The 20,052-nt window shown below is 71.6% G+C and carries 17 protein-coding genes and 1 riboswitch; of the genes, 2 read left to right on the forward strand and 15 right to left on the reverse strand.

Features of this window, described 5'->3' with window-relative positions; translation table 11 throughout:
- Positions 1–68: 68 nt before the first annotated feature.
- The 6 genes from HJD23_RS05940 to HJD23_RS05965 form a co-directional block, all read right to left on the reverse strand.
- Positions 69–1,895: a gamma-glutamyltransferase gene (locus HJD23_RS05940; protein ID WP_171109393.1), complete on the reverse strand. Its 1,827-nt coding sequence runs from the start codon at positions 1,893–1,895 to the stop codon at positions 69–71.
- Positions 1,896–2,131: 236 nt separating this feature from the next.
- Positions 2,132–2,827 carry a (2Fe-2S)-binding protein gene (locus tag HJD23_RS05945; protein ID WP_171109392.1) on the reverse strand — a complete coding sequence of 232 codons (696 nt, stop codon included), beginning with the start codon at positions 2,825–2,827 and terminating at the stop codon, positions 2,132–2,134.
- On the reverse strand, positions 2,824–3,654 hold the full coding sequence (locus tag HJD23_RS05950; protein ID WP_171109391.1) for an ABC transporter ATP-binding protein: 831 nt from the start codon (positions 3,652–3,654) through the stop codon (positions 2,824–2,826). The genes HJD23_RS05945 and HJD23_RS05950 overlap by 4 nt, the downstream gene beginning before the upstream one ends.
- Positions 3,651–4,682: an iron ABC transporter permease gene (locus HJD23_RS05955; RefSeq protein ID WP_171111515.1), complete on the reverse strand. Its 1,032-nt coding sequence runs from the start codon at positions 4,680–4,682 to the stop codon at positions 3,651–3,653. Before HJD23_RS05955 ends, HJD23_RS05950 begins: the two co-directional genes overlap by 4 nt.
- Before the next feature lie 74 nt (positions 4,683–4,756).
- Positions 4,757–5,710, reverse strand: coding sequence for an ABC transporter substrate-binding protein (locus HJD23_RS05960; RefSeq protein ID WP_171109390.1), 954 nt, complete (start codon positions 5,708–5,710; stop codon positions 4,757–4,759).
- A 93-nt stretch (positions 5,711–5,803) separates the two neighbouring features.
- The gene (locus tag HJD23_RS05965; RefSeq protein ID WP_171109389.1) at positions 5,804–6,208 is read right to left on the reverse strand and encodes a (2Fe-2S) ferredoxin domain-containing protein; all 405 of its coding nucleotides are present in this window, start codon (positions 6,206–6,208) and stop codon (positions 5,804–5,806) included.
- Positions 6,209–6,266: 58 nt separating this feature from the next.
- Positions 6,267–6,394: riboswitch (cobalamin riboswitch) on the reverse strand.
- A gap of 322 nt (positions 6,395–6,716) precedes the next feature.
- Here HJD23_RS05965 and HJD23_RS05970 point away from each other — a divergent pair.
- Complete coding sequence (locus HJD23_RS05970) at positions 6,717–7,379, forward strand: hypothetical protein (RefSeq protein WP_171109388.1); 663 nt, start codon at positions 6,717–6,719, stop codon at positions 7,377–7,379.
- Positions 7,380–7,406: 27 nt separating this feature from the next.
- Here the strand turns inward: HJD23_RS05970 and HJD23_RS05975 are convergent, their stop codons facing one another.
- From HJD23_RS05975 to HJD23_RS06015, 9 genes are all read right to left on the reverse strand, one after another.
- Complete coding sequence (locus HJD23_RS05975) at positions 7,407–8,951, reverse strand: NCS1 family nucleobase:cation symporter-1 (RefSeq protein WP_171109387.1); 1,545 nt, start codon at positions 8,949–8,951, stop codon at positions 7,407–7,409.
- A 144-nt stretch (positions 8,952–9,095) separates the two neighbouring features.
- The gene (locus tag HJD23_RS05980) at positions 9,096–10,115 is read right to left on the reverse strand and encodes a TIGR03842 family LLM class F420-dependent oxidoreductase (protein ID WP_171109386.1); all 1,020 of its coding nucleotides are present in this window, start codon (positions 10,113–10,115) and stop codon (positions 9,096–9,098) included.
- An 11-nt stretch (positions 10,116–10,126) separates the two neighbouring features.
- Positions 10,127–11,530 carry a dihydropyrimidinase gene (gene hydA, locus HJD23_RS05985; protein ID WP_171109385.1) on the reverse strand — a complete coding sequence of 468 codons (1,404 nt, stop codon included), beginning with the start codon at positions 11,528–11,530 and terminating at the stop codon, positions 10,127–10,129.
- Positions 11,531–11,642: 112 nt separating this feature from the next.
- Entirely contained in the window at positions 11,643–12,485 is an 843-nt protein-coding gene (locus tag HJD23_RS05990; protein WP_171109384.1) for a nitrilase-related carbon-nitrogen hydrolase, read from the reverse strand.
- A 164-nt stretch (positions 12,486–12,649) separates the two neighbouring features.
- Entirely contained in the window at positions 12,650–14,218 is a 1,569-nt protein-coding gene (locus HJD23_RS05995) for a PucR family transcriptional regulator (RefSeq protein WP_171109383.1), read from the reverse strand.
- 229 nt (positions 14,219–14,447) lie between these two features.
- Positions 14,448–15,734, reverse strand: coding sequence for an aspartate aminotransferase family protein (locus HJD23_RS06000; RefSeq protein WP_171109382.1), 1,287 nt, complete (start codon positions 15,732–15,734; stop codon positions 14,448–14,450).
- Positions 15,731–16,573 carry a nitrilase-related carbon-nitrogen hydrolase gene (locus tag HJD23_RS06005; protein ID WP_171109381.1) on the reverse strand — a complete coding sequence of 281 codons (843 nt, stop codon included), beginning with the start codon at positions 16,571–16,573 and terminating at the stop codon, positions 15,731–15,733. The genes HJD23_RS06000 and HJD23_RS06005 overlap by 4 nt, the downstream gene beginning before the upstream one ends.
- A gap of 154 nt (positions 16,574–16,727) precedes the next feature.
- A complete protein-coding gene (locus tag HJD23_RS06010) occupies positions 16,728–18,827 on the reverse strand; it encodes a hypothetical protein (RefSeq protein WP_171133991.1) in 2,100 nt (699 codons plus the stop codon).
- Between the two features lie 150 nt (positions 18,828–18,977).
- Positions 18,978–19,229, reverse strand: coding sequence for a helix-turn-helix transcriptional regulator (locus HJD23_RS06015; protein ID WP_171109379.1), 252 nt, complete (start codon positions 19,227–19,229; stop codon positions 18,978–18,980).
- 32 nt (positions 19,230–19,261) lie between these two features.
- Here HJD23_RS06015 and map point away from each other — a divergent pair, with 32 nt between their 5' ends.
- The gene (gene map / locus HJD23_RS06020) at positions 19,262–20,032 is read left to right on the forward strand and encodes a type I methionyl aminopeptidase (RefSeq protein WP_171109378.1); all 771 of its coding nucleotides are present in this window, start codon (positions 19,262–19,264) and stop codon (positions 20,030–20,032) included.
- Positions 20,033–20,052 lie beyond the last annotated feature (20 nt).

Genomic DNA, 20,052 nt, shown 5'->3' on the forward strand with positions numbered 1-20,052 from the left:
ACTCCGGGTGGAATCGGGATGAACTCCCGGCCACCCGCCTCCGCGCGCGGCTTCCCGACTGCACAGGGTCAGCGGCCGACCGCGTACCCCTGCATCCCGCGCGGATTCGCCGCCGCCGACAGCACACCCGTCTCCGGATCCCGCGCCACCGCGCACAGCCGCCCCTCCGACCAGTCGTCACCCACCGTGACGTCATGACCTCGGCGCCGCAGCCCCTCGACGACGTCCGGGGCCATCCGTCCCTCGACCGTCACGCTCCCCGGGCGCATCCCTCGCGGGTAGAAGGAGCCGGGGAAGCTGTCGTTGTGCCAGTTCGGGGCGTCGATCGCGCCCTGCAGGTCGAGTCCGCCGCGAACCGGGGAGCGCAGGGCGACCGCCAGGAAGAAGTGCAGCTGCCACTGGTCCTGCTGGTCCCCGCCGGGCGTGCCGAACGCCATCACCGGCACGCCGTCACGCAGCGCGATCGAGGGGGTGAGCGTGGTCCGCGGCCGGCGGCCCGGCGTGAGCGAGTTCGCCAGCCCTTCCTCCAGCCAGGTCATCTGCAACCGCGTACCGAGCGGAAAGCCCAGCTCGGGCACGACGGGGTTGGACTGCAGCCAGCCTCCGCTGGGCGTGGCGGCGACCATGTTGCCCCATCGGTCGACGACGTCGAGGTGACAGGTGTCGCCGCGGGTGGCGCCGTCGCCGGAGACGTCGGGTTCGCCGGGCACCGGGGAGGTCGGGCTCTTGGCGACGGTCGGCTCCCCCACCCCCATCGGGTTGAAGCCCGGGTCCTCGGTGGCCACCACGCGCGCGTGGGCGCACAGTCGCGGCATACGCCCGCCGGGGCTGCCCGGCCGCAGCTCGTACGACGCCCGGTCACCGACGAGGCCGCGCCGCTTCGCGTTGTACGGCGCCGACAGCAGGTCGTCGAGCGGCACCTCGCGGGCGTCCCCGTACCAGGCCTCCCGATCGGCCATGGCGAGCTTGCAGCCCTCGATCAGCAGATGGACGTAGTCCGCGGAGCCGTACGCCGGCAGCTCGGGCGGCAGCAGGGCGAGCTGCTGGAGCAGCACCGGGCCCTGGCTCCAGGGGCCGGCCTTGCACACGGTCCAGCCGTTCCAGTCGTACGTCGCCGGCGCCTCGTAGGTCGCGGACCAGCCGGCGAGGTCGTCGGCCGTGAGCGTACCGGTGTGGCGCTCGCCGCTGGTGTCCAGCGTGGGCCGCCCCGCCTGCCGTACCAGCGCCTCGGCGATGAATCCGGTGCGCCACACCTCCCGGGCCGCCTCGATCTGCGCCTGCCGGTCCCCCGCCCCGGCGACCTCGGCGAGCAGCCGCTTCCAGGTGGCGGCGAGCGCCGGGTTGCGCAGCAGCTCCCCGGGGCGCGGGGCGCTGCCGCCCGGCAGGTACACCTCCGCCGACGAGGTCCACTCCGTCTCGAACAGCTCACGCACGGTCTCGACGGTCTCGCCGACGCGCTCCACGGGCGCGTGCCCGTGCTCCGCGTACCCGATGGCGTACTTCAGGACGTCGGCGAGCGGCTTCGTCCCGTGGTCGCGCAGCAGCAGCATCCACGCGTCGAAGGCGCCCGGGACGGCGGCGGCGAGCGGCCCGGTGCCGGGTACGAGGTCGAGGCCGAGCCCCCGGTAGTGGGCGACGCTCGCCCCGGCGGGCGCGACGCCCTGCCCGCACAGCACCCTCACCTCACCGCCGGCGGGCGCGATCAGGATCGGCACCTCCCCGGCGGGCCCGTTGAGGTGCGGCTCGACGACATGCAGCACGAACGCCCCGGCCACGGCCGCGTCATAGGCGTTGCCGCCGTCCTCCAGCACGGCCATCGCGGACTGCGAGGCGAGCCAGTGGGTGGACGACACCATGCCGAAGGTGCCCTGAAGGGTGGGGCGGGTGGTGAACATGTGGCCTCTCACCTCACTGTTTCCGTGCAACGGCCGGACCGGTCGACGCTCAGGATCGTTCCTGGGGAGAATCTGGGGAGTTCGGGCCAGAACTCCCCTCCGCCCGCTCCCCCAACAGGCTATCGATCGCCTTGCGCCCCCTCTTCCCTGCCTCCAGCACGAGGGACGTGTGAAAACCAGTGAGGCCCGGCGCCTTGGCCGGCCGTGTCCCCCTGGTGCCCCGGCCGTCGGCTGAGTCATCGGGCCAGGCAGCAGTCTCCGCACTTTGTGCCCGCCGGCGTGCGGTAGAAGAGACAGCAGCTGCGGCGGCGGAAGCTGAGGTCGGACCCGGTGAAGTGGCCGGTGCCGGCCAGGCGTCCGGTGCCGAGCAGGTCGGTGGTGAGTTCGGTGAGCGGGTCGCGCAGGTCCGGCCGTGCCGTCAGGAGCACCTGGGCCGTCCCGGCCAGTGCGGAGGCGGCGTTTCCGTCCAGGAGGCGGGGGGAGATCTTGACGCGGAGCCCGGCGGCCAGCACGTCCAGGTGCTGCTCGACCACCAACTCGTACAGCGCCTCGGTGAGGTGCGGGATACGGTCGGCGTACCAGCCGGTGGGGGCGGGCAGCCGCAGCGCGGGGCCTTCGTCGGCGCGGTGCAGCCGGGCCAGGTCGGGGACGATGCCGTGGAGGAGCGTGCAGGCGAGGACCGGGGACCACAGGCGTGCGGCGTGTCCGAGCTGGGCGATGGAGACGCCGATGCGCCTCTCGTGGGTGTCGTACCGGTCGGCGACGGCCTCCGCGAGGTCGGTGAAGCCTCGGGCGTAGGCGTCGGTGACCGGGTGCCAGCCCTGGTCCGGTCCGCCCACGCCCAGGGTGAAGAAACCTCCGAGAGCCGCCACGTCCACCAGTGCGGCGGCGACGGCCGCGGCGGGCGCGCGAGCGGGTGCGGGTGCCGTCATGTCTGCGCAACTCCCTGTCTCTGTCCGGTCGGATCGTGGCCGGTGAGCAGCGTCACCTGGGGCAGGCCGGTGCGGGGATGCTCGGTGACGTCCGCCTCGACGCGGTAGACGCCGGCCAGCAGGGCGGGGGTGAGGACGTCCCGTGGCGCGCCGTGGGCGACCAGACGTCCGGCCTGCATCACGCAGAGGCGGTCGCAGAACGAGGCGGCGAGGTTGAGGTCGTGCAACGCGACCACGGCGGTGACTCCGAGGCGGCGGACGAGACGGAGTGCGTCGAGCTGGTGGCGCAGGTCGAGGTGGTTGGTGGGCTCGTCCAGCACCATCGTTCCGGCCTGCTGGGCGAGTGCGCGGGCGATGAGGACGCGCTGCTTCTCCCCGCCCGACAGCCGGTCGAAGGGTGCGTCGGCCAGGTCGGCGACGTCGAGTTCCGTCAGGGCGGCCGTGACGATGGCGCGGTCGTCGGCGTCGTCGCCCGCGAAGGGGCGCTTGTGCGGGGTGCGGCCCATGGCCACTACCTCGTACACGGTGAGTTCGAAGTCCCCGGCGTGCTCCTGCAGGACGGCCGCCAGGTGCCGGGCCAGGCGCTTGCCGGGCATCCGCCAGACGTCCGTCCCGTCCAGCAGCACGCGGCCCGACGTGGGGCGCAGCGCCCGGTAGACGGTCCGCAGGAGGGTGGACTTGCCGGCGCCGTTCGGGCCGACGAGCCCGACCACCTCGCCGGCAGGCACCGTCAGGGAGACCTGGTCGACCAGCGGCCTGCCGTCGACGAGCACCGACACGTCGTCGATGTCCAAGGTTCCGGGTGCCGCTTCCGGCCGTCCGGTCATCGTGTCCTCCTGCGCATCAGCCAGAGGAAGAACGGGCCGCCGACCAGGGCGGTGAGGATGCCGACGGGGATCTCCTCGGGGCTCATGAGGGTGCGCGCGGCCAGGTCGGCGGCGATCAGGAAGGCCGCGCCGAGCAGCGCCGCGGCCGGGAGCGCTCGGCGGTGGTCGGCCCCGACCAGGAGCCGTACGACGTGCGGCAGGATCAGGCCGACGAAGCCGATCTGGCCGCTGACCGCGACGATCGTGCCGATCATCAGTGCGACCAGGGTGAACAGTGCGGCACGGAAGCGGTGGACGTCCAGGCCGAGGGCGGTGGCGGCCTCCTCTCCGGCGAGCAGCAGGTTCAGCGGGCGGCTCACGCCGAGCAGGACGGCCGTGCCGAGCAGGACCGCTGCGGCCGGGATCCACACCATCGTCCAGGTGGTGCCGGCGAGTCCGCCGAGCATCCAGCGCAGCGCCGACTGCGTCTTGTGGGGGTCGTTGGAGGTGACCACGAGGAAACTCGCCACCGCCGACAGCACCTCGGCCGTCGCCACGCCCGCCAGGACCAGCCGCACGGTGGTCATCCGTCCGCCGGAGCGGGCCAGGAAGTACACCGCGACCAGGGCCGCCAGAGCGCCGCAGAACGCCGCGAGCGGCAGCGAGAAGGCCCCGAACAGCGTCACGTTGAAGACGAGGACCAGCACCGCGCCGACGCTCGCGCCCGACGACACTCCCAGCAGCATCGGATCGGCGAGCGGGTTGCGGACCAGGGCCTGCAACGCCATCCCCGCCACCGACAGTCCGGCTCCCACCACCGCGCACAACAGCACCCGGGGCAGCCGGACGTCGGTGACGATCGTCTCCCGCACCGGGGGCCACGTCGCTTCGGCCAGGGCGGGGTGCAGGTGGTGGAGCAGGATGCCCCACACCTCCCCGGCGGGGATCGTGACCGAACCGGCCGCGATCCCGACCGTCGCCGCCACCGCCACCAGGGCGGCGAGCCCGGCCAGCACCAGGGCGTAGGGGAGTCTGCGGCGGCCGGTCACGGCCTGCGCGGCCCCTGCTCCGGGGGAGTCGCTCTTGCCGACCGCCTCGGCGGCGGCCGGCTCGGTCACGCCGGTCACCGGAAGCGGTCCGGGTGGAGCTGACGGGCCAGCGACGCAACGGCCGCGGGCACCCGTACGCCCACGACGGTGGAGGACAGCGGCAGCACCGCGAACCGCTGGTTCTTGATGGCGGGCACGTCCTTCAGCGCCGGGTTCGCGAGCAGGAACTCCTTCTTCTGTGCCACGGTCCGGTCGCCGTAGTCGTAGATGACGATGACCTCGGGCGCCCGCTCCGCCACCTGCTCGAACGACACGTCACCGAACGGTTTGTCGAGGTCGGCGAAGAGGTTGACCCCTCCGGCCCGCTCGATCATGTCGTTGCCGATGCCCGCGCCACCCGCGGTGAAGGCGGTCTTGTCGCCGCTGTCGTAGACGAACAGCTTCACCGGCTCGACGCCGTCGAGTTTCCTGTCCACCTCGTCCAGGGTGGCGTGCAGCCGCTCGATCTGCCGCTCGGCCCGCTCCGGGACGCCGAAGACCTCGGCGACCTCGCGGATCTCCCGGTCCATCAGGGTCATCGTGACCGGCCCGGACGGGCACTCCTCGATGTTGAGGCGGGTGTTGATGCCGGCCTTGGTGAAGGCGTCACGGGAGCGGCCCTCCTTCTCGTCGAAGGTGGAGGCCCAGCCGCCGTAGACGAAGTCGGGCTCGGCGGCCAGCAGCGTCTCGTACGACGGGTACTCCTTCGACAGCACCTCGACCTTGTCGTAGGCGGCCCGGTACTCGGGGAGGATCTCGTCGTCGAGGTAGCCCGTGCCGACCATCGACTTCTCCAGGCCGAGCGCCAGCATCACCTCGGTCGCGTGCTGGTTCAGTGACACCGCGCGCTGCGGCGGGCGCTGAAACGTCGTCATCACCCCGCAGTTGGACACGGTGACCGGGAAGCCCTTCGCGGCCGGGCCCTCGGCGCCACCGCCGTTGTCCTGGGCGCTCCCGCCACAACCGGAGATCAGCAGAGCTGTGGCCATGGCCAGCAGGGGGGGGACAGCGGTCGTCTGCCCGTCATGGGAAGGTTCCTCTCGTACGGGTGTTACGGACGGTCGGCGCGCAGGCTGCCGGTCTCAGGAGACCGCGCGGCGCCGAGGCGGGGTAAAGGCGTAGAGGTCGAGGATCTCGGGCCGGGGAGCGATGCCGGGGCCGCCCGCGCTCACCCAGGCGGCGATGTCCTCGGTGGCGGCCGGGTCGTTGACCAGGCCCAGCCAGACCGGCCGCGCCCCGGCGGCCCGTCCGGCGGCGGAGGGCTGCACGACGATCACGTTGGCCTGATCGCACACGTCCAGACAGGCGGAGACGCGTACGGGAGCGGTCTCACGCAGGCGCGCGGTCTGCGCCGTGTGATCCACCCCGGTCACCTTGGGACTGCCGCAGCAGCAGTCCCGGCACACGACGACCCGGCACGGCACCGGATCGACCGACCCTCTGCCCACCGGGCTCTCGTACGCCCCCTCGGCCGGCCTCACGGGCATGCCGAACCACCCTCCTCCGGGGAAATCCGCCCCGGGTTCGTCGAGGAGGCGACCGCGTGAGTCTCCTGGCTCTCGGGTCGAAGCTCGTCCCGGCCTTCCCACCCGCCTTCGGGCAGTGGCCTGTTCGGGATCCGCTCGCCGATCACAGTGGCGGGACCGCGCCGGATTCACACCGGCTTCCTCGTTCCGCCGTCGCCTTGTCGCCGAGCATCATCGCATCTGCGACACGGCGCGTCATCAGGGCGCCACGGGCGAGGGCGTCGACCTCATCACCGATCTGCCTTCCGCTGCCGAGCTCGTCACCACGCCGGCTGCCCCAGCCGAGGATGCACCGCCCCTGCCGCGCCCGCGCGGACATAACGGGACACACAACGCACCGACCGTCAGGCTCAGTTACCGCTCAAGTACGGAGCGAGTTGGCACTTCCGCCCCACAGGGAGTCGTGTGACACTGGCGTCCCGTCCGCAGTGCGGACCCCCTCCGCACCATCCCCCACGAGAAGTGCGCCGTGCGTTCCCTACCTCTGCCGCTCGCTCTCACCGCGCGCCTGACCCCGGTCGCCGTGCTCGCCTGCGCGGGCTGGGCGCTCACCTCCGGCCCGGAGTCCGCCGCGCCCGCCGCCCAGGACAAGGCGGCGGACAGGACCGGGACCCAGTCCGCCTCGGCACCGTCCTCGACGGCCGTGCCGAAGACGTACACCAAGGCCCCGGCGCCGTGCGGCAGCCTCGCCAAGAAGACGATCACGTCGCTGGTACCGGGCGCCAAGACGGCCGGGAAGGAGATCGCCTCGACGGACAGTTCGGTGCGCCGCACCTGCTCCTGGAACGCCCTCAAGGGCTACGACTACCGCTGGCTCGACGTCTCCTTCGAGATCCGCGACTCGGACGACGATGCGCAGAAGCAGTACCAGCAGCGCGTCGAGGAGAAGAGCGGCGGTGGCGTCGTCCCCGGCGTGGGGGACGCGGCCTACTCCGTCGTGAACCTCACCACCGAGGACGACCAGAAGACCCGCGAGGGCGTGGTGATCGCGCGCGCCTCCAACGCGCTGGTGGTCGTGACGTACAACGGCTCCGACTTCGAGTCGAAGGGTGCGCCCAGCTCCGACGAGATCAACAAGGGTGCGATCAAGGCGGCCAAGGAGGCGGTGGCGGCGCTGGAGGGCGGTCAGTAGGCCGACCGCCCTCCGACGGGCGACCTGTCAGGACGCGGTGCGCTCACGCGGCAGCATCAGCGCCACGTACAGCAGCAGTGAGGCCGCCAGGCCCACCGCCCAGCCGTAGTCGGCGAGCGGTTTCAGGAACGGGATCACGCCGTCCGCCGGGAAGGGGCCGGACTTCACTCCGTCCGCGTTCACCGAGGAGTACGACCCGCCGACGGCCAGCACACCGCCGACCACGAACGCCACCAGGGCCCGCCAGTTCCAGCCGGAGGTGTACCAGTAGCGCCCGCCCGGCGTGTACAGATCCGCCAGATGCAGGACCGTACGCCGGACGATCCAGTAGTCGGCGATCAGGATGCCCGCGACCGTGCCGAGCAGGCCGCCGACCACGCCGAGCCAGGTGAAGATGTAGAACTCGGGCGTCGAGATCAGTTTCCACGGGAAGATCAGGACGCCGATGACGCCCGTGATCAGCGCGCCGGTACGGAAGTTGATGAACTTCGGCGCCAGGTTGGCCAGGTCGTACGCCGGGGACACCACGTTGGCCGCGATGTTCACGGAGATGGTGGCGACCAGCACGGTGATGAGCGCGAAGAGCAGGCCGAAGACGTTGTCCGCCTTGGCGGCGAGGACGACCGGGTCCCAGATCGCCTCGCCGTAGACCACCTCGGAGCCGGAGGTGACCAGCACGGCGAGGATCGCGAACAGGGTCATCGTCGTGGGCAGGCCCAGTGACTGACCCCACGTCTGGGCGCGCTGGCTGGCGCCGAAGCGGGTGAAGTCGGGGATGTTGAGCGAGAGGGTCGCCCAGAAGCCGATCATGCCCATGAGGGACGGGAAGAAGACCGGCCAGAAGTCCGCGCCCCAGCCGAGTTGCGAGGGCTGCGACAGCAACTCGCCGAAACCGTTTGCCTCCACCGCGATCCAGATCAGCAGCACGAAGGCGCCGACGATCACGAAGGGCGCGGCCCAGTTCTCGAAGTGCCGCAGGAAGTCCATGCCGCGGTAGATGATGGCGATCTGCACGGCCCAGAACAGGATGAAGCACAGCCACAACGGCCAGGGGTTGCCGGCGATCTGCCCGGCCTTCTCCCACTCACCGCCGGTGAGCTTGGAGCCGAGGACGAAGATGCCGCTGCCGCCGATCCAGGTCTGGATGCCGAACCAGCCGCACGCCACCGCCGCCCGGATCAGCGCCGGGACGTTGGCGCCGCGCAGCCCGAAGGAGGCGCGGGCGAGCACCGGGAAGGGGATGCCGTACTTGGGGCCGGCGTGGCCGGTGGCCAGCATCGGCAGTAGCACGATGACGTTGGCCAGCGCGATGGTGAAGACCGCCTGCTTCCAGTCCATGCCGAGCGCCACCAGGCCGGAGGCCAGGGTCCAGCTGGGGATGCAGTGCGCCATGGAGATCCACAGCGCCGCGAAGTTGTAGGTCGTCCACTTGCGCTCGGCGACCGGGACGGGACGCAGGTCCTCGTTGGCGAACGGACTGTCGGTGGGGAAGGCCTCGGGGGCGAGTTCTATCCGGCCGTCGGTGTCGGCGGTCCGGGCGGCGGGCGACCCCGTGGGGACTGTTTCGGTCATGGGCAGGCCAATCGACAAGGTGGGACGGGAGAGGCCGTGCGGGGCTGGCCTTGGGCCCCTCTCCGGGGGAGCGGAGAGGGGGGACAAGGTGTGGGGGGGGTCGGGGTGGAGCGTGGGTCAGGCGTTGACCCCGGGGGTGGTGGATCAGGCGTTGACCGCCGGGATGACCTGTGCGCCGTACGCGTCGATCACCGCTTCCTGCGCGTCGTGCATGTCGTACACCGCGAACTGGTCGACGCCCAGCTCACGCAGCGCGTTGAGTTTCTCGATGTGCCTCTCGACCGGCCCGATGAGGCAGAACCGGTCGACGATCTCGTCCGGCACGAACCGGGTGTCGGGGTTTCCGCTGCGCCCGTGGTGGGAGTAGTCGTAGCCCTCACGGGCCTTGATGTAGTCGGTGAGTTCGTCGGGTACGGCCGCCGAGTGCTCGCCGTACTTGGCGACCAGGTCGGCGACATGGTTGCCCACCATCCCGCCGAACCAGCGGCACTGCTCCCGCGCGTGCGCCAGGGCTTCGGGCGAGTCGTCCTCGGTGACGTAGGCGGGGGCGGCCACGCAGATGGTCACCTCGGCAGGGTCGCGCCCGGCGGCGACGGCCGCGTCCTTGACCGCCTTGACCATGTACTCGGTCAGATACAGGTCGGCGAGCTGGAGGATGAACCCGTCCGCCTCCTCGCCGGTCATCTTCAGCGCCTTGGGCCCGTACGCCGCCATCCATACGGGCAGTTGGGCGCCCGGCTTGATCCACGGGAACCTGATCACCGTGCCGCCGAGGTCGGCCTCCCGGCCGCTGCCCAGCGCCCGGATGACCTTCATGGCCTCGCTGATCCGGGCCAGCGTGTTGGGCTTGCGGCCGGCCACCCGCATCGCCGAGTCGCCGCGCCCGATACCGCACACCGTGCGGTTTCCGAACATGTCGTTGAGCGTGGCGAAGGTGGAGGCGGTGACCTCCCAGGTGCGGGTGCCGGGGTTCGTCACCATCGGCCCGACCGTCAGTTTCCGGGTGTTCGCGAGGATCTGGCTGTAGATCACGAACGGTTCCTGCCAGAGCACGGCCGAGTCGAAGGTCCAGCCGTAGGTGAACCCGTTGCGCTCGGCGCGCTTCATCAGGGAGACCACCCGGGAGGCCGGCGGGTCGGTCTGCAGCACGAGTCCGAAGTCCATGGGCACCGCTCCTAGTTGAGGTACTGACAGGTGGAGCGGGGGGTGTAGACGCCGTGCCCGGCGTGCCCGGTGTACTCCCGCTCGGTGATGACGGGGACGCCGCGGGAGAGCACGGTCTCGACGCGGCCGGTGACGCGCTTCCCCTCGTACGCCGAGTAGTCGACGTTCATGTGGTGCGTCTCGGCGGACATGATCTGCTCGGCGTGCGGGTCGTAGATCACGACGTCTGCGTCGGCGCCCGGCGCGATGGTGCCCTTCTTCGGGTACATGCCGAACATCCGGGCCGGGGTGGCGCAGGCGATCTCGATCCAGCGGCGGCGTGAGATGTGCCCGTCGAGGACGGCCTGGTGGAGCAGGTCCATACGGTTCTCCACGCCCGGCAGCCCGTTGGGGATCTTGGAGAAGTCGCCGCGGCCGAGTTCCTTCTGCCCGACGAAGCAGAAGGGGCAGTGGTCGGTGGAGACGACCTGAAGGTCGTTGGTCCTGAGCCCCTTCCACAGCTCCGCCTGGTGCTCGCGCGGCCGCAGAGGAGTGCTGCACACGTACTTCGCGCCCTCGAAGTCGGGTTCGGCGAGGTTGTCGGTCGACAGGAACAGATACTGCGGGCAGGTCTCGCCGAAGACGTTGAGCCCCTGGTCGCGTGCCTTGGCCAGCTCGGCGACTGCCTCCATCGCCGAGACGTGCACGACGTACAGGGGCGCCCCGGCGACCTGCGCGAGCCGGATGGCGCGGTGCGTGGCCTCGGCCTCCAGCAGCGCCTTGCGCACTTCCCCGTGATACCGGGGATCGGTCTCCCCGCGGGCGAGCGCCTGTTCGACCAGGACGTCGATGGCGATGCCGTTCTCCGCGTGCATCATGATCAGCCCGCCGTTGTCGGCGGAGCGCTGCATGGCGCGCAGGATCTGGCCGTCGTCGCTGTAGAAGACGCCCGGATACGCCATGAACTGCTTGAAGGAGGTCACCCCCTCCTCCACCAGCAGATCCATCTCCTTGAGCGTCTCCTCGTTCACATCGGAGACGATCATGTGAAAGCCGTAGTCGATGGCGCAGTTGCCCTCGGCCTTGGCGTGCCAGGCGTCCAGCCCCTCGCGCAGGGTGCGGCCGACGCTCTGCACCGCGAAGTCGACGATCGTCGTGGTGCCGCCGTGCGCTGCCGCGCGGGTGCCGGTTTCGAAGGTGTCCGAGGCGAAGGTGCCGCCGAACGGCAGCTCCATGTGGGTGTGGACGTCGACGCCGCCCGGGATGACGTACTTTCCGGTGGCGTCGATCGTCCGCTCGGCCGTCCAGGCCTCGGCGGCCGGGGTGCCGGAGGTGGCGAGGGCGGCGATACGGCCGTCCTCGATCAGGACGTCGGCGTGGATCTCGTCGGAGGCGGTGATGACGAGGCCGCCGCGGATGAGTGTTCGGGTGGTCATGTCCGGGTCGCTCCTCGTTGTGGGTGTGTGCGGGTTGTTTGTGGCTGGTCGCGCCCGCGCGGCGGCAGCCGCACATCGAGCACAGCCCCGCGCCCCTGAGGTACGTCGCTCCTTACGGCGTCGTCAGGGGACCGTACGCTCCCGGTGCCCTGTCCCGGTAGAACTGCCAGCGGTCCCTGACCTCTCGCAGCTTCGCCATGTCCAGGTCCCTGACGACCAGTTCGGGCTCCTTGTCGCTCGCCACCTCCCCCACGAACTGGGCCTCCGGGTCGACGAAGTAGCTCGTGCCGTAGAAGTCGTTGTCTCCGTACTCCTCGACCCCCACCCGGTTGATCGCGCCGACGAAGTACTCGTTGGCGACGGCCGCCGCAGGCTGCTCCAGCTGCCACAGGTAGGCGGACAGGCCGCGTGAGGTGGCCGACGGGTTGAAGACGAGCTCGGCGCCCGCGAGGCCGAGCGCCCGCCAGCCCTCCGGGAAGTGACGGTCGTAGCAGATGTAGACGCCGATCCTGCCGACAGCGGTGTCGAAGACCGGCCAGCCGCTGTTGCCGGGCCGGAAGTAGAACTTCTCCCAGAACCCCTTCACCTGCGGGATGTGCGTCTTGCGGTACTTGCCGAGGTAGGAGCCGTCCGCGTCGATCACGGCGGCGGTGTTGTAGAGGACGCCGGGCTGCTCCTCCTCGTACATCGGCAGCACGAGGACGATGCCCAGCTCCTTCGCGAGGGCCTGGAAGCGCCGGACGATCGGGCCCTCGGGGATCTGCTCGGCGTACTCGTAGAAGGCGGGGTCCTGGACCTGGCAGAAGTACGGTCCGTAGAACAGCTCCTGGAAACACAGGACCTGGGCGCCCTGCGCGGCGGCGTCGCGCACGGCCTGCTCGTGCACCTGGATCATCGACTCCTTGTCGCCGGTCCATGCGGTCTGGAAGACGGCGGCGCGGATCACTCGGCTCATCGGGACCTCCGGTCGCTCCGGTAGCTCGGTGTGCGGTGAGCCTAGGAAGTCCGGATGTCGTCTTTGAGGTGCACTGTGTCACGTCTGCGACGCTGCGGCGTGTCACCGTGTCACCCTTCGGCAGGCTCATGTTTCACCACCGTTTTCCCAGGTCGTCGCATGTTTCACCCCTGTTGCGCGTCATGTGCGAGGAGCGCGATGTGCACCGACGCGGCCTGCTCGAAGTCGTCGAGGTCCACCCCGAGCCGCGCCTGTATGGCTTCCAGGCGGCGGTAGAGCGCGGGCCGCGAGACATGGTGCAGCTGGGCGGTGCGGGACTTGTTGCGGCCGGTGGCGAGATAGGTGCGCAGTACGGCGAGCAGGGCTCCCGCCTCGTCGTCCGGCCCGCACAGCAGCCCGTCCAGCTCCCGCTCGGCGAAGGACTGCACCTGCGGGTCGTCCCGCAGCAGCCGGATCAGGCCCCGCAGATGTACGTCCTTCAAGCGGACGACCGCCGGGAGGTCCAGCGCGGCCGAGGAGTCCGCCACGGCGTCGGCGACGTGCCGCGCCTCGCGCAGCCCGGCGGGCACGTCGTCCCAGTCGGTGCGCGGTGCCGCGGCGGCGACGGGCCCTGACGTGGACCGCAGCCGGGCCGCGAAGTGGGCGGTGAGCGCCTCGGCGTCCTGGTCCCGGGCGAGGCTGAGCAGCACGGCGGTGGCACCGTCGGCGAGTTCGGCGGCGATTCCGGGCAGCCCCAGCAGGCGCATCACGCGGTCCAGCCGGTCCGGTTCACGGTCGCGCACGACCAGCGGCACGAAGGTGCGCCGGTTGACCGGCAGCCCGGCCGCCCGTGCCCTGGGCAGCAACTGCCGCGCGGGTACGACGCCACTGATCAGATCCGTCAGCAGGCTCTGCGCCGACTGTTCCTCCCAGCTGCCCGACGGGCCGCCGAGCATCCGGTGCAGGACGAGGGCCTCGGCGGCGCGGTCGGCGAGCAGTCGCCCGGTGGCGGTGTCACCCCGGTAACCGCACAGCACGATCCGTCCCCACCGCTCCCCGCGCCCGCTCAGCTCGGCGCGGATCCAGCCGTCGCCCTCGCTGCCGCCGGCCTGGCGGGCGATGCGCTCCCAGTCGCGCAGCACGTCGTCGACGGCCGGCCGCTCCCCCGCCGTGGCGAGGACGCGGTGGGCGAGGTTGGTCACGACGACGGGGCAGGCGCTGTGCCGGGCCACCTCGTCGAGCAGGCGTTGCAAGGGGGCGCCGGAGGTGATCAGCGCGGTGAGTTCGGTGCGTACGGCCTCGGAGAGGCTGACGGCGGCGAACTTCCGCCGCACCAGCCGGGACTGGACCTCCTCGGTGAGCTCGGCGAACGGGAAGGGGCGGTGCAGGACGACCAGGGGCAGCCCGCACCGCTCGGCGACCCGCCGCATCGCGTCCGGCGCGGCGGGGAAGGCGCGGCCGAGGCCGAGCACGACGGCCGCCGCCTCCGCGCGGTGCAGCGACCGGACGTACTCGGCCTGCTTGTCCGGGTCACCGGCGAGCAGGACGCCGGTGGTGAGGACCATCTCGCCGCCGCTGAGCATCACCCCGACGTCGGCGGCCTCGGCGACGTGCACCCAGCGCACCGGCCGGTCCAGCTGGCTCGCGCCGGCCACCACTTCGGGCTCCCCGGCGAGCACCCGTTCCAGGGTGAGGACCTGCCGGACCGACAGGGCCGGTTCCAAGGGTTCCCAGGACTCCAAGGTGGTGGTCATGGCGGCGTTCCCTTGCTCGTACCAGTGCCTAGTGCCCCATCAGGCAACGTTCGCCCCGTCGCGACGCCCGGCACGCCCTCTCGCCGCACCGGCCGAAAGCCCAAGTACATCCAGTACGAGGGCTTCCGGCCGGCACGCCGAGAGCACGCTCCCCCACTCTCGGCTGCGCTCGAGCGGGGGGACCCCCACGACGCCGCTCCTTGACGGGCAAACGTTGCCTGCCGGGGCACTAGCCGATGCTCCTCAGAGCGCGTTCGAGGATGGCGGCGCCCTCCTCGGCCTCCGCGACGGTCAGGGACAGCGGCGGGGCGATGCGCAGGGCGCTGGTGTTGTGTCCGCCGCCCTTGCCGATGAGCAGCCCGCCCGCGCGGGCCGCCTCCAGCACGGCGGACGCGGCCTGCGGATCGGCCTCGTCCGTGCCGGGCCGCGCCACCTCGATGCCGATCATCAATCCGCGTCCCCGCACCTCACGCACGGCCGGCACCTGCGCGGCCACGGCCCGCAACCGCTCGATCAGCAGCCCGCCGACCCGTCGGGCGTTGCCCTGGAGGTCGTGTTCCAGCAGGTACGTGAGGTTGGCGAGGCCCGCCGCCATGGTGATCTGGGTGCCGCCGAAGGTGGAGATGCTGTTGGCGTCGAGACAGTTCATGATCTCGGCGCGGGCGACGACCCCGCCGATGGACATGCCGTTGCCGATGCCCTTGGCGAAGGTGAGCAGGTCCGGCGGGCCGCTGCGGTCGTGCGCCTGCCAGCCCCAGAAGTGGTCGCCGGTGCGGCCCCAGCCGGTCTGCACCTCGTCGGCGATCCAGAGGATGCCGCGCTCGTGGAGCACCTCGCGGAAGGCGGCGTACAGGCCGTCCGGCGGTGAGGTGAAGCCGCCGACGCCCTGGACGGGCTCGGCGATCAGTGCGGCGGGCGGGCGGGTGTGGCCGAGCAGGTCGGTGAGGTCCTCGACGCAGGCCGCGATGAACTCGTCGTCGCTCAAGGAGGCGTACGGCCCTCGGGTGCGCACGCCGCCGTGGACGTACAGCGTCTGCAGCGGGGACAGGGAGGTCGGTGACCAGCCGCGGTTGCCGGTGATGCCGACGGCGCTGAAGGAGCGGCCGTGGTAGCTGTTGCGCATCGCCAGGATCGTGTTGCTGCGGCGGTACGTCGTGGCCAGCAGCAGGGCCGTGTCGTTGGCCTCCGTGCCGGACGTGGTGAAGAAGACGCGGGCGTCCGGGATGCCGCTCAACTGGGCGATGCGCTCGGCGAGTTCGACCATCGGGCGGTTCAGGTACAGGGTGGACGAGTGGATGATCCGCCCGGCCTGTTCGCTCACCGCCTTCGTCACCTCGGGCAGGGCGTGCGCGGTCATCGTGGTGAGGATGCCGCCGAAGAAGTCGAGGTACCGGTTTCCGTCGGCGTCCCAGACGTGCCGGCCCTCGCCGTGGGTGATCTCGATCGGCTCGTCGTAGTAGAGGGCGAGCCAGTCGGGGAGCACGGCCCGGTGGCGTCCCAGCAGGTCCTTGGTCACGGCTGCACCAGCCCTTCGTAGGCGTCGGGGCGGCGGTCGCGGTAGAAGGCCCACTGCTGCCGCACCTCTTCGATGACGTCGAGGTCGAGGTCGCGCACGAGCAGTTCCTCGGTCTTGTCGCTCGCGACCTCACCGACGAACTGCCCCCGCGGGTCGACGAAGTAGCTCGTCCCGTAGAAGTCGTTGTCGCCGTACTCCTCGACCCCGACGCGGTTGATGGCGGCGACGAAGTACTCGTTGGCGACGGCGGCCGCGGGCTGCTCCAGCCGCCACAGATAGGCGGACAGACCTCGGTGGGTAGCGGACGGGTTGTACACCAGCTGGGCGCCGTTGAGCCCGAGTTGGCGCCAGCCCTCCGGGAAGTGGCGGTCGTAGCAGATGTAGACGCCGACCTTTCCGACGGCGGTGTCGAACACCGGCCAGCCGAGGTTTCCGGGCTTGAAGTAGTACTTCTCCCAGAAACCCTTCACCTGCGGGATGTGGTGCTTGCGGTACTTGCCGAGGTAGGAGCCGTCCGCGTCGATCACGGCCGCGGTGTTGTAGTAGAAGCCGGACTGCTCGACCTCGAAGACCGGCACCACGATCACCATGCCGGTCTCGCGGGCCAGTTCCCGCATACGACGTACGGTCGGCCCGTCCGGCACCGGCTCGGCCCACCGGTAGTGCTCCGGCTCCTGGACCTGACAGAAGTAAGGGGCGTTGAAGACTTCCTGGAACCCGATGACCTTGGCACCCTGCCGGGCCGCCTCGCGGGCGTGCTCCTCGTGTTTCGCCACCATGGACTCGGTGTCGCCGGTCCAGGTGGCCTGGACCAGAGCGGCACGGACGACGTTCGCCATGAGCTGCTCCTTCGACGGGACGTCAGCGCCTCTACGCCCGTAGAGCGGGCTGTAGAGGCACGAACGTATGCCTAGGTGAAGGCCTTGCCAAGACCATCGTCGTTAACCCGCGGAGTCGGCGCTGTTTCACACCCCTGTGGGTGATCACGGGTGGCTACGTCGTGAGACCGGCGACACGCAGGGCGTGCACGAGGTCCCAGTGCCGCTCGGCGGACACCCCCTGCGCGGCCTCCAGCAGGAGCGGCGCCAGGGTCTGCGGGTCGGGCTCGGCGCTGCGCGCGGCCTCCTCGGGGGTGCGGACCCGGACGTACGCGTCGAGCAGCGCCCGCACCTCGCGGCGACGGCCCTCGCGGGCCAGCCCGAGCACGGCCCGGCCGATCTCACCGGCGGGCCGCCCCACGCCCTGCCGCAGGATCTGCTCCCCGTCGGCGTCCCGGCCCGCCGCGACCAGCGCGTCCGCGGCGGCGACCAGTTGTTCGGCGGGCAGCGAGGCGGCCTCCCACAGCAGCGTCGCCCAGTCGGCACCGAGCCCGGCGCGTTCCATTTCGGCGGCGAGCAGGGGGAAGCGGGCGGCGGGCCAATAGGCGGCTTCGACCAGCAGAACGTGCGCCTCACCCGTGCGCCCCTCACCGCGCAGCCGCACCAGCGTCTCGACCATCCCGGCGACGTCCCGCCGCGCCACCGCGTCCACCACCTCAACCTCCGGCTCCGGCCGCCCGCCCGTTTCCTCGGCCGCCCCCGCGAAACGGGCGCCGCGCAGGGTACGACCGGTGGTGGGGTCCGGGGCGGGCAGTACGGGTACGGCGCCCGGCGGTACGACAGTGGGGGCGGCCTCCTCCTCGACCATCCCGGCGAAACGGGCGCTGCCGCGGCGGCGTTTGCGTTGCTTGGGGGCGGGGCGGGGGGACTCGGGGGTGGAGGCGGGGGCCGGGTCGGAGGCTGGGGGTTGCGGGGGCTCGGGGGTTGGGGTCGGGTCGAAGGCCGACGGGCTCGGGGTCCCGCTAGTCGGGGTTGGGGTCGGGTCGAAGGCCGACGGGCTCGGGGTCCCGCGAGCCGGGGCTGGGGCTGAGTCGAAGGCCGACGGGCGCGGGGTCCTGCGGGCTGGGGCCGGGGCTGAGTCGAAAGCGGTGGGATGCGGGGTCTCACGGGCGAGAGCCGGGTCGAAGGCGGCGGCCTGCGAGCCCTCGTAGGCCTGGGCCGGGTTGTCGGCGGTGGGCTGCCGGAGCTCGCGGACGCGGCCGGGGTCGAAGGCGGCGGGCTCTGAGTCGTCGTAGGCCTGAGCCGGGTCGTGGACAGTGGGCCGCCGGGGCTCACGGACGCGGCCCGGGTCAAAGGCGGCGGCCTGTGAGCCGTCGTAGGCCTGAGCCGGGTCATGGGCAGTGGGCCGCCGGGGCTCACGAACACGGCCCGGGTCGAAGGCGGCGGGCTCTGAGCCCTCGTAGGCCTGAGCCGGGTCATAGGCGGTGGGGTGACGGGGCTCGTGGGCGAAGGGGGTGGGCTGCGTGGGGGCGGTCGGGGTCGGTGTGGTGGGGTCGTTGGCGACAGGGGCTGGGGCGGCGAAGTTGCCGGGGACGGAAGGGGTGCCCGGGTCGGGAGTGGCTACGCCCGCGTCGTCGCCGGAAGGGTGGGCGCCCGGTGAGCCGTACGGACCGGCCTCCGTGCGCAGCACGGGCCCGTGTCCCTGCCTCTCCCCCGCACTCCGCGGCCGGATCAGCTGTGCGCCCCGCACGTGACCGCCGCCCACCGAGCGCCGGTCCAACTCCGCCATGCGAGACCGGAGTTCGGCGCACCGGGCGGTCGCCCGGTCATGGTCGTCGCGGGCCCACGCCAGGTCCAGGCGGATGGCGTCGGCGTCCTCCTGACTCGCGGCGGTGGGCAGCAATCGCCCCAGCTCGGCGACCCGTTCCGCGGCGTACCGCTGCTCGCGGAGCATGACGTCGAGCCGGTTCCCGAGGGCGTCCCGGCCGCCGGGGCGGGCGTCGTACGCGGTGAGCGCGGCGGCGTGCAGCGGGCGGGCCCGTTCCTCCTCGGGGGCGGCGACCTCGGGGCCGTACTCGGCGGCGAGATCGTGCAGCAGCGCCTCGACCACGTCCCACGGCGGCACCTCCCGCCCGTCGAGGCAGGCCCGCATGCCCTCCGGATCGCGCTGCCAGAACACCGCGCACCACCCGGCGCCTTGATCCAGGCGCGCCAGCAGGCCGTTCAGGTAGTTCGCGAACTCCCGCAGCCGAGCCGGGAGTTGATCCACTGCCATCGCGCAACCCCCGTAAGGACGGACAACTCCGGCCCGTAGACAACACCAGTCGTGTTACGGGCTCGCTACGGGAAGTTTTCCGAGGGGACGCAGAGGCCTCAGATCAGCCACGTCGCGACGGTGACATCAGCCCTGCAACCGACCCTGCCGTCAGACGCCAACCGGCGCGCAGGCTCCGGCCAGTTCGTCCATGGACAGACCGAGCGCGCGGGCCAGCGCGGCCACCGTGAAGAAGGCCGGGGTCGGGGCCCGTCCGGTCTCGATCTTCCGGAGGGTCTCCGCGGAGATACCCGCCCGAGCCGCCACCTCGGTCATGCTGCGGCCGCCACGGGCCTCGCGCAGCAGCTGTCCGAGCCGCTCGCCGCGTTCACGCTCTTCGGGGGTGAGAGGGGTGCGCACCATACCGTCATTGTAATACCGGTATAGTAATTGGCATGGTGGAGCTGAAGACAGACACATCGATCGACGCCATGTACGCGGCGGGCCAGGTCGTCGGCCGCGCCCTCACGGCCGTACGCGAGGCCGCCGCCGTGGGCGTCTCCCTGCTGGAGCTGGACGAGGTGGCCCGCGAGGTGCTGCGCGAGGCGGGCGCGACGTCGCCCTTCCTCGGGTATCGCCCGTCCTTCGCGCCCACGCCTTTCCCGGCCGTCATCTGCACCTCGGTGAACGACGCGATCGTGCACGGCATCCCGACCGGCTACCGGCTGCGCGACGGCGACCTGCTCTCCGTCGACTGCGGCGCCGAGCTGGACGGCTGGGTGGGCGACTCGGCGATCAGCTTCGTCGTCGGCCGCCCCCGCCGCGCCGACCTGCGCCTGATCGAGACCGCCGAGCGGGCCCTCGCGGCCGGGATCGAGGCGGCGGTCGTCGGCAACCGCATCGGCGACATCGCCCACGCCATCGGCACGGTCTGCCGCAAGGCCGGTTACGGCATCATGGACGGCTTCGGCGGCCACGGCATCGGCCGCCGTATGCACGAGGACCCCTCGGTCCCGAACGAGGGCCGCCCGGGCCGCGGCCTCCCCCTGCGCAAGGGCATGGTCCTGGCCATCGAACCCATGCTCATCGCAGGCGGCCGGGACGACTACCACGCGTCCCCCGACGGCTGGACCCTCCGCACAACCGACGGCTCACACGCAGCCCACGCGGAACACACGGTGGCGATCACGGAGACCGGCCCCCGCATCCTCACGGCCAGACGGTAGGCGCCCCACATGCCGCCCAC

The organism is Streptomyces sp. Z423-1 (genome assembly GCF_013009255.1).
GTDB lineage: Bacteria > Actinomycetota > Actinomycetes > Streptomycetales > Streptomycetaceae > Streptomyces > Streptomyces gossypiisoli.